The 8,707-nt window shown below is 41.7% G+C and carries 9 protein-coding genes; 7 read left to right on the top strand and 2 right to left on the bottom strand.

Annotated elements, in window-relative coordinates; all coding sequences use genetic code 11:
- The first annotated feature begins 12 nt into the window (after positions 1–12).
- From BT147_RS10560 to BT147_RS10570, 3 genes are all read left to right on the top strand, one after another.
- Positions 13–1,914 carry a beta-glucoside-specific PTS transporter subunit IIABC gene (locus BT147_RS10560; RefSeq protein WP_072334813.1) on the top strand — a complete coding sequence of 634 codons (1,902 nt, stop codon included), beginning with the start codon at positions 13–15 and terminating at the stop codon, positions 1,912–1,914.
- Position 1,915: 1 nt separating this feature from the next.
- On the top strand, positions 1,916–3,349 hold the full coding sequence (locus BT147_RS10565; RefSeq protein WP_072334816.1) for a 6-phospho-beta-glucosidase: 1,434 nt from the start codon (positions 1,916–1,918) through the stop codon (positions 3,347–3,349).
- Between the two features lie 63 nt (positions 3,350–3,412).
- Positions 3,413–3,889 (top strand): NUDIX domain-containing protein, encoded by a 477-nt coding sequence (locus BT147_RS10570; RefSeq protein WP_286119338.1) that lies wholly within the window; start codon positions 3,413–3,415, stop codon positions 3,887–3,889.
- A gap of 16 nt (positions 3,890–3,905) precedes the next feature.
- On the opposite strand, the gene BT147_RS10575 is transcribed toward BT147_RS10570, so the two are convergent.
- The gene (locus BT147_RS10575; RefSeq protein WP_072334819.1) at positions 3,906–4,892 is read right to left on the bottom strand and encodes an MBL fold metallo-hydrolase; all 987 of its coding nucleotides are present in this window, start codon (positions 4,890–4,892) and stop codon (positions 3,906–3,908) included.
- A gap of 325 nt (positions 4,893–5,217) precedes the next feature.
- Between BT147_RS10575 and BT147_RS10580 the strand changes: the two genes are divergently transcribed.
- Positions 5,218–5,523, top strand: coding sequence for an alpha-helical endospore appendage domain-containing protein (locus tag BT147_RS10580; RefSeq protein WP_072334822.1), 306 nt, complete (start codon positions 5,218–5,220; stop codon positions 5,521–5,523).
- A 212-nt stretch (positions 5,524–5,735) separates the two neighbouring features.
- On the opposite strand, the gene BT147_RS10585 is transcribed toward BT147_RS10580, so the two are convergent.
- The gene (locus tag BT147_RS10585; protein ID WP_072334825.1) at positions 5,736–6,128 is read right to left on the bottom strand and encodes a hypothetical protein; all 393 of its coding nucleotides are present in this window, start codon (positions 6,126–6,128) and stop codon (positions 5,736–5,738) included.
- A 387-nt stretch (positions 6,129–6,515) separates the two neighbouring features.
- Here BT147_RS10585 and BT147_RS10590 point away from each other — a divergent pair, with 387 nt between their 5' ends.
- The 3 genes from BT147_RS10590 to BT147_RS10600 form a co-directional block, all read left to right on the top strand.
- Positions 6,516–7,313, top strand: a complete 798-nt coding sequence (locus tag BT147_RS10590) for a Cof-type HAD-IIB family hydrolase (RefSeq protein WP_072334828.1) — start codon at positions 6,516–6,518, stop codon at positions 7,311–7,313.
- 26 nt (positions 7,314–7,339) lie between these two features.
- Positions 7,340–8,275, top strand: a complete 936-nt coding sequence (gene rnz / locus BT147_RS10595) for a ribonuclease Z (protein ID WP_072334831.1) — start codon at positions 7,340–7,342, stop codon at positions 8,273–8,275.
- A 76-nt stretch (positions 8,276–8,351) separates the two neighbouring features.
- Positions 8,352–8,707, top strand: a 356-nt coding sequence (locus BT147_RS10600) for a helix-turn-helix domain-containing protein (RefSeq protein WP_072334834.1), incomplete at its 3' end; no start/stop codon positions are given.

An 8,707-nucleotide genomic window follows, 5' to 3' on the forward strand; every position in this document is an offset into this window, starting at 1 on the left:
AGGAGACTAACAATGAAATATGATCAACTAGCAAAAGACATTTTACAAAATGTTGGTGGCAAAGAAAACGTTAACAGTTTAGCTCATTGTGTAACTCGTTTACGCTTTCAGTTGAAAGATGAGAGTAAAGCGAATGCGGAGGTACTAAAAAGCATGGATGGCGTGATCACGGTTATGCAAAGCGGTGGCCAGTATCAAGTCGTCATCGGAAACCATGTACCTGATGTATACAAAGCTGTAGTATACGTAGGAGGATTAGACGCTCAAACTCCTGTGAATACGAAGGAGGGCGAAAAAAAACAGGGCCTCTTTAATCGCATTATTGATATTTTCTCTAGCATTTTCACACCCATTCTCGGTGTTTTAGCAGCTACGGGGATGATCAAAGGATTTAATGAATTATTTGTAACACTGGAATGGTTCACACGTGAGTCAGGAACGTACCAGATATTAAACGCTGTTGGGGATTCACTCTTTTATTTCTTCCCCATCTTTCTTGGCTATACAGTAAGTAAAAAATTTGGGGGCAATCCTTTTATAGGGATGGCGATTGGAGCGGCGCTGGTTTATCCAGCTCTATCCGGTATATCAGGGGGTAAGCCACTTTATACCTTATTTACTGGAATGATGTTTGAATCGCCTATTCATATTACATTCTTAGGCATTCCTGTGATTTTAATGAGCTATGCATCGTCCGTGATCCCAATTATCTTTGCCGCTTCTTTTGGAGCAAAGGTAGAAAAAGGGCTGAACAGAGTTATTCCTGATGTAGTAAAAGCATTCTTAGTTCCCTTTTTAACATTACTAATCGTGGTGCCCCTTACCTTCCTGATTATAGGACCGATTACTACGTGGGGAGGTCAGCTATTAGGACAAGCCACACTCTGGGTTTATCACTTAAGCCCTCTCGTCGCCGGTTTACTCCTTGGTGGCTTCTGGCAGGTCTTTGTCATTTTCGGTCTTCATTGGGGCATTATTCCAATTGGCATGAATAACATTGCGGTGAATCATATGGACCCAATCCAGCCCTTGGCCTTTAGTGCAGCCTTTGCGCAAATTGGTGTTGTACTCGCAGTCTGGCTTAAAACATCAGATAAAAAGATCAAGACCCTCGGGATTCCAGCCTTTATTTCAGGGGTTTTCGGGGTAACTGAGCCTGCCATTTATGGAATTACACTTCCTTTGAAAAAGCCATTTATCATCAGTTGTATTGCGGCTGGTATAGGCGGAGCGATTTCGGGTGTATTTGGCTCCGTCAACTACATGGTGGGAGGTCTTGGGATCTTTGAACTTCCCGTCTACGTTAGTCCGAAAGATGGGATTACGGCAGGATTTTGGGGCGCTATCATTGCCATGACCGTTGCCTTTATCCTTGGATTTATCCTTACTTCTTTGCTCGGTTTTAAGGAAACTACGAAAAATGAGGAAGGCAAGAATGAAGAGAAAGATAAAAAAACTTCTGGATTAGAGCTATTTAGTCCTCTAAACGGCGAAGTAAAACTTCTATCAAATATAAAAGATGCCGCCTTTGCATCAGGTGCTCTCGGCAAAGGAGTTGCTATTGAACCTTCAGAAGGCAAGCTATTTGCACCGGTATCTGGCACCGTTTCCGCTCTCTTTCCTACTCATCATGCAATCGGGATTACTACAGACGATGGGGCAGAAATCTTAATCCATATTGGAATGGACACAGTACAGTTGAACGGTGCGTTTTTCACTCCTCATGTTAAGCAAGATTCGCGTGTCGAGGCGGGACAACCATTAATTGATTTTGACATAGAAGAGATTAGAAAAGCAGGGTTTGCTTTGACAACTCCAATCGTGATTTCGAATCAAGATCAATTCACTATCACAACAATCAATGAACAACGGGTTCATGTGGGTGATCATTTGATGAGATGGGAGAGAAGATAACATGAATCGTTTTCCAAAAGGATTCCTATGGGGTGGAGCCATTGCGGCCAATCAAGCCGATGGGGCATATCTAGCGGATGGAAAAGGCCTAACCATCGTTGACCTTCTCCCTACTGGTGAAAAACGTTGGCCTATTATGGATGGCGGACTAAAGTCTTTCACACCTGAGCCGGGAGAGTTTTATCCATCTCACGATGCAATCGATTTCTATCACCAATATAAAGAAGATATCGCTCTTTTTGCAGAAATGGGCTTTAAAGCACTTCGCATCTCCATCTCTTGGGCACGTATTTTTCCAAATGGCAATGATGAGAAGCCAAATGAAGGTGGCTTACGATTTTATGATCAATTATTCGATGAACTCCTGCATCACGGCATCGAACCGATCGTCACTCTTGCCCATTTTGATGTACCGATTCACCTTGTAGAAACATACGGAGGTTGGAGAGATCGGAAGCTGGTCTATCTCTTTGAAACTTATTCGAAGACCCTCTTTACCCGCTACAAAGAGAAAGTAAAATACTGGATGACCTTCAACGAGATAAACATGCTCCTACATGCACCATTCCTCGGTGCGGGCCTAGTATTTCAAGAGGGAGAAAATCGAACACAGATTCAATACCAAGCCGCGCACCATCAGCTCGTAGCAAGCGCATTAGCTGTAAAAGCATGCCACGAAACCATTCACGGGGCCCAGATCGGGTGCATGCTCGCTGCTGGAACGGTTTATCCGTATTCCTGCAATCCAGACGATGTATTCCATGCGATGGAAAAAGATCGTGAATCCTTCTTCTTCATCGACATCCAGTCAAGAGGGGAATATCCTGGGTATGCGAAGCGTTTCTTCCAAGACCATCAGATAACGATTGAGATGGAAGAAGGTGATGAGGAAATGTTAAAGAAACATACAGTGGATTATATCGGATTTAGCTACTACTCTAGTCAAGTAACGAGCACCGACCCAGAAATCCATAAAAACACCACGGGTGGTAATATTTTTACCTCGATTGACAACCCTTACTTAGAAAAATCTGAATGGGGATGGATCATCGACTCCAAAGGCCTACGGATCACGGCCAATCAACTGTATGATCGCTATCAAAAGCCATTATTCGTAGTCGAGAATGGTTTAGGAGCCATAGACGAAGTAACCCCTGAGGGGGAAATACACGATGATTATCGGATCAACTACCTACAATCTCACATCAAAGAAATGGCCGAAGCGATAAAAGACGGCGTAAATATTATCGGCTACACTAGCTGGGGACCCATTGATATCGTCAGTGCCTCCACAGGTGAGATGAAGAAACGATACGGCTACATCTACGTTGATCGAGACAATAGTGGAAACGGTACCCTAAAAAGAGTTCGTAAGAAAAGTTTCTACTGGTACAAACAAGTAATCAAAACCAATGGCGAAAATCTTAATTCATAACATTGCACTGTAAAGGAACAGAAGCTATCCCAAGTAACATGCATTACTTGGGATAGCTCTCTTTTGTTACCCATTCCCAAAGTGAAAGGAGTGCTCCCTATTAAAATCAGAAACTCGGTTAAAGTCGTCCTCATTTACAAAGAATCGCTGCTAGTCACAACCTATGAAGATCAAGACGGGATCTATCACCTACTTCCAGGTGGAGGACAGCGTGCTGGAGAAACCCTAGATCAAACTTTGATACGAGAGTGCCTTGAAGAGACTGGGGTCAAAATCAAGATTGGCGATCTCCTATTCGTACGGGAGTGCTTTATGGACCCTGATGTTCATCGAGTTGAATTTATGTATATAGGCACTCCCATGTCCAGCCAGACAGGCTCTCCTATTTTAACTATGGACTACAAACAAATAGGCGTTTCATGGCTACCCATAGACGATTTAGAGAACCATCCATTATTCCCAATTGGACTCAGAAAACGTATTCTAGCATTTCACAACGGAGACTCCCATTCCCCTATCTATTTAGGCGAGATCAAGTAAACCTGATTCTCGCCAATCATGATGAAACTTGCTCTGAACTAGAACGCAAAACACGCCCAGTCTCCATCTCATCTAACACATACATTTCACCTAACTCGCGAATCACCACACAATCCTCCTTCTTACTAGCCTGCGCAGCATCTAACAATCGTTCGAGAGGCTCCTCTACTGGTTCAAACGATAAGACAAACGTATTCCAATGAATCGGAACTAGCTTCTTCGCACCTGAGTCGACAAACATCTTCCACGCTTGTTCTGGTGTACAATGATTTACTTGAAACGATGCTGGCTCATAAGCCCCAATCGGCATAAAGGCGAGGTCGATTTCGCCCCATCTCGGTAACTCCTTACATACATCTGTATAAGCTGTATCACCCGGATAAAATATCTTCTTATCTCGATAACTAAGAAGAAATCCCGTATACCCCTGATTCCGACTCCATGGATATCTCTTCCCCCAATGAACTACAGGAATTGCTTGGATCACAAGGCCATTAGACAGAACCATGTTATCCCATTCCCCATCTAATTCTCGAACTTCCTTTGCCCCTAGCTTTTGAAGTAAGCGAGATATGCCGGAAGCTGCAATAATTACCGTTTCAGGAGTAACAACTTTTCGTAATGATGACAGATCCAGGTGATCCATATGTGCATGCGACATAAGCACCACATCGACAGTCCCGATGCTCTCTACATCTATCGCAGGACTTGTATGACGCCTAGGCCCCATCTTCCAATTATCTCCCCAACCTAGAGGGATCCCAATCCGCTCCGTTAAAACAGGGTCCGTTATGATTCGAATCCCATAAAACTGAATTAGTACCGTAGAATGACCAATCCATCCAACCGTCACACGCTCTTGATCCCACTGAGTTGGGTCGATTCGCTTAGGCGGTACTTGATAAGGTGGATTCGGCATTTGCGACATTTTATAAAATAGAAATCCTACTACGAGCAGGATGAGGGTAACCACGCAAAATAAGAAGGTAAACAATATACCCATCTAAGCTCACTCCTTTTACCTTGTTTCTTTACTATAACGGACCTGCATTAAACAATCACATCAAAAAGGTTAAGTCTTTGTTAGCAAGTCATCCTATTATCTATTCTCATTTTGACAAAAATGATAGCGAATCATACGTAAATCATCATGTTTGATATGCGCTACTGGGCAGATATCCTAACTACAGGCTAAATTCCTTGGTATCTCCACTCTATTAGACAAATGCCTTTTAATTGGGCCAGTCTCCCCACTCCTTTCTGGGACCATACCCAGCCTACGGGCATACACATAGTAGAAAATAAGCATCTAATCAGGAGGAATGAACATGTCTCAAGCGAATATCCCTAATATTTCCCCGAATATTACCATTACCAGAGATGACGCAATCAACTTACTCTTGTCTTCGATTGCACTTGAAGAATTAGGCCTAAGCCACATTATTAATGCGGAGGGCGAAAAACTTCAGTACGTCTTAGGAACCCTACCCGGGTTTACTCCCCCAGTACAACCATCAATTTCGGATTTACTTCTCATAAATTCCAGTGTCCGTGAAACCATTCGTGAGATTAGAAAGAAAGAATGGATCTTAAACGAGAAATTAGAAACCGTTTTAGAAGCAGACAATACTTAGGCTGTAATAATTTCATATATAACAAAAAACACATGCCTGATAGCTACGCGCTATCAGGCATGTGTTTGAAATAGATCGCTTATTACTCCACCAGAGCCTAAAAACAGTTATCCCACATAATCCTCATGATTACATTTTAGATAAAGTAAAGAAAGATCAGGCAAGGTATCCTGATCTTCTTTATTTCTCCAAGATTGAATGAAGCAAATATACTATTCTCCAAAAAATCCAATAGATCCAGTAGCGTTACATCCAAGCTGCGTTTGACAAATCAACTGCAAAGAATAATCACCTTTTTCAAAGCGCTTAGAAAAAGTCTTATTTCCATTGGGAGCAATATAACCATTAGCAACCACTTTCGTATTCCCTAGACCATCTGCCTTGAGGACATTATATTGAATTTCTTCATGGCCCTGAGATTGATTATTGATCATTACGGTCAATTGTCGATTTTGGTTGCTGAGTACAGTAACATACTTTGATGTTGCACTGGATTGAACCTCAGAAAGATTAACCTCTTGTACGCGTTCTCCATGAGCAAATACAACAGAAGTACTTAATGCAACCACAGCAGTTGAAACGAGAGAAGCAATTTTCATTTTCATTTATCATTTCCCCTTAGGTATATTAAACTACCCATTCATAATACTACCTAAATATTATTTTTTATATAAATATTTTTAAATACTTAAAAATATAATGGTAAAATAAAAAACTTTGTGAACAAATTGACCGAAAAGAACAAATTAAACAAAACATACCTCAATATGTATTCCACAGTCAGTTTAACGTGATTAAGAGGTATTTATATTGACGAACAAATATGATCGTGCGATCAAAATCTTCTCTACGTTTGTGTATAAGTTTCATTCCCATTACAATAGAATCACCGTATCTATTCTTTCATTAACAATAATTTTGTTTCATAAATAGTTTGTTTCCTTTTAGCAAGAATATAGATAACAAATCCACAAGAGATGAGCGATACGACGATGATTCAATTCTTTGTAACAGACCTAGACAATACCTTACTAAATGACCAAAAAGAAATAAACCCAGAAGATCAATTAGCACTCGAAAAGCTAATGGTAGCAGGTGTGAAGATCTGTTTAGCATCTGGACGGAGCGATCACGAGCTAATCAAAGTAATGAATAACCTAGAAGCAAAATACCATCGCATTAGCCAAAATGGTGCTTATGTGCGTACTCCAGACGGTGTACATCTTCGTTCGACTGTCTTTGAAGGCGATTTAGCCAAGCGAATTTATGAGTCTGCTGAGGAAAAAAATCTATTTGGATTTATTGCAACCGAAGACCGCATCCTCATACCCAACCGGAATCATCCCAGCATCCCACAAATTGAAGAAGGATTAAAAATCAAGTTTGAAGAACATCCTGATGCACTTATTGAGATTGGTCAACAACTTCAACCAAGCAAATTATGCTACTTTGGCACAGAAGACCAATTACACGACCTTCAAAGCCATATCCAGTATCATTTTCCAGATGAGGTAGACAGCTATATTTCGGATGTCCATTGTGTAGACTTTATGCCAAAACATGTATCCAAAGGGACCGCCTTAGCATATTTATTGGACTATCTTCAAATCCAGCCAGACTCCGTAGCTTGTGCAGGCGACTCCTATAATGATATATCCATGTTCGAACTCATTCCGTATAGCTTCGTCATGAAACATGCCAATCCGGAGGTAAAGGCTTACGCCAATCACGAAATTCAATCTGTTTCGGAAGCAGTAGAATGGATACTTCAACATAACAAAAACGTGTAAAATATAGAGAACAGGGAGGGAAAAAAATGCGGGTTCAATTTTTAGGCACGGGGGCAGGAATCCCTTCCAAGCAACGAAATGTGTCATCATTAGCGATTCAGTGGTATCAACACGGCGGACAGACGTGGTTGATCGATTGCGGGGAAGCAACACAACACCAAATCCTTCAACATCCAGTCAAGTTAAATAAAATTAATCAAATCTTCATTACCCACCTTCATGGCGATCATATCTACGGATTACCTGGGCTACTCGGTAGCCGCTCCTTTCAAGGCGGAAAATCACCCCTACGTATCTATGCGCCAAAGGGATTACAAGAATGGATAAATGTTTCACTACAGATTAGCGAAACTCACCTTCATTACCCTCTGGAGATCATCGAGATTTATGAAGGTATGACTTGGTCCGATGACTCCTTCCACTATGTCGTAAGGCAATTAGAACACGGCGTTCCTTCTTTCGGATTCCGATTCGAAGAAAAGAGTCAATCAGGAGCCTTACAAGTACATAAACTACAGCAGATAGGAATTCAGCCAGGTCCCCTTTATCAACAATTGAAGAAAGGGAAGAGAATTCAATTAGAAGATGGGACATGGCTAAACGGTGCAGATTACTTATCCGATCCAGTACAAGGTCTTCATATGGCGGTAATCGGTGATACCCGATTCACCTCAGCCATTCATGAATTGGCAGATGGTGTAGACCTCCTCATCCATGAAGCTACATTTCGTGCAGAACAAGAAGAGCTTGCCCAGAACTTCTTCCACTCCACCAGTACACAGGCTGCCGCAATCGCCAAGCTGGCAAACGTGAAGCAGTTAATTCTAAACCACATCAGTTCTCGTTATCAGCCTGACGAGATTGAACAACTACTCGCCGAAGCGCAGGCCGTCTTTCCTCAGACCCTCATTGCCCATGATGGATTTGCCTTTGAGTGGGATCAGAAACGTATACAAAAATAAGAGCCTGTCTCCATTTGAACTGCACCCCAATTGTTGGACATGAAATTAAAATCCAATAGTTGGAGGTGTTTTTTCTATGGCTAAATATTCATTAGAAACAAAATTGAAAGCTGTACAAGCCTATCTCGACGGCGTCGAGTCGTACAAAACCATTGCTCAACGGTATCAAGTAGGAGAAATGGATGTAGTGAAATGGGTGTCTCTATATCAAGAACATGGTTACCAAGCTTTACAGAAAAGATATACAAATCACTCTGTCGAGTTTAAAATGGACGTACTTAATTTTATAAACGAAACAGGAGCGTCCATTAGAAGAGCAGCCGCTGTTTTCAACATACCTTCTCCTCAAACCGTACGGACTTGGCAGCATTTGTACGAAACACAAGGGATTGACGCTCTTAAACCAAAGAAAAAGGGGCGTCCATCCTTGAA

Source organism: Thermoactinomyces sp. DSM 45891, assembly GCF_900119485.1.
GTDB lineage: Bacteria > Bacillota > Bacilli > Thermoactinomycetales > Thermoactinomycetaceae > Baia.

Bases quoted from the DNA above. Each gene is read 5' to 3' on its own strand.
- BT147_RS10560 (WP_072334813.1), top strand. From the start codon at position 13: ATGAAATATGATCAACTAGCAAAAGACATTTTACAAAATGTTGGTGGC.
- BT147_RS10565 (WP_072334816.1), top strand. From the start codon at position 1,916: ATGAATCGTTTTCCAAAAGGATTCCTATGGGGTGGAGCCATTGCGGCC.
- BT147_RS10575 (WP_072334819.1), bottom strand. From the start codon at position 4,892: ATGGGTATATTGTTTACCTTCTTATTTTGCGTGGTTACCCTCATCCTG.
- BT147_RS10580 (WP_072334822.1), top strand. From the start codon at position 5,218: ATGTCTCAAGCGAATATCCCTAATATTTCCCCGAATATTACCATTACC.
- BT147_RS10585 (WP_072334825.1), bottom strand. From the start codon at position 6,128: ATGAAAATGAAAATTGCTTCTCTCGTTTCAACTGCTGTGGTTGCATTA.
- BT147_RS10590 (WP_072334828.1), top strand. From the start codon at position 6,516: ATGATTCAATTCTTTGTAACAGACCTAGACAATACCTTACTAAATGAC.
- rnz (WP_072334831.1), top strand. From the start codon at position 7,340: ATGCGGGTTCAATTTTTAGGCACGGGGGCAGGAATCCCTTCCAAGCAA.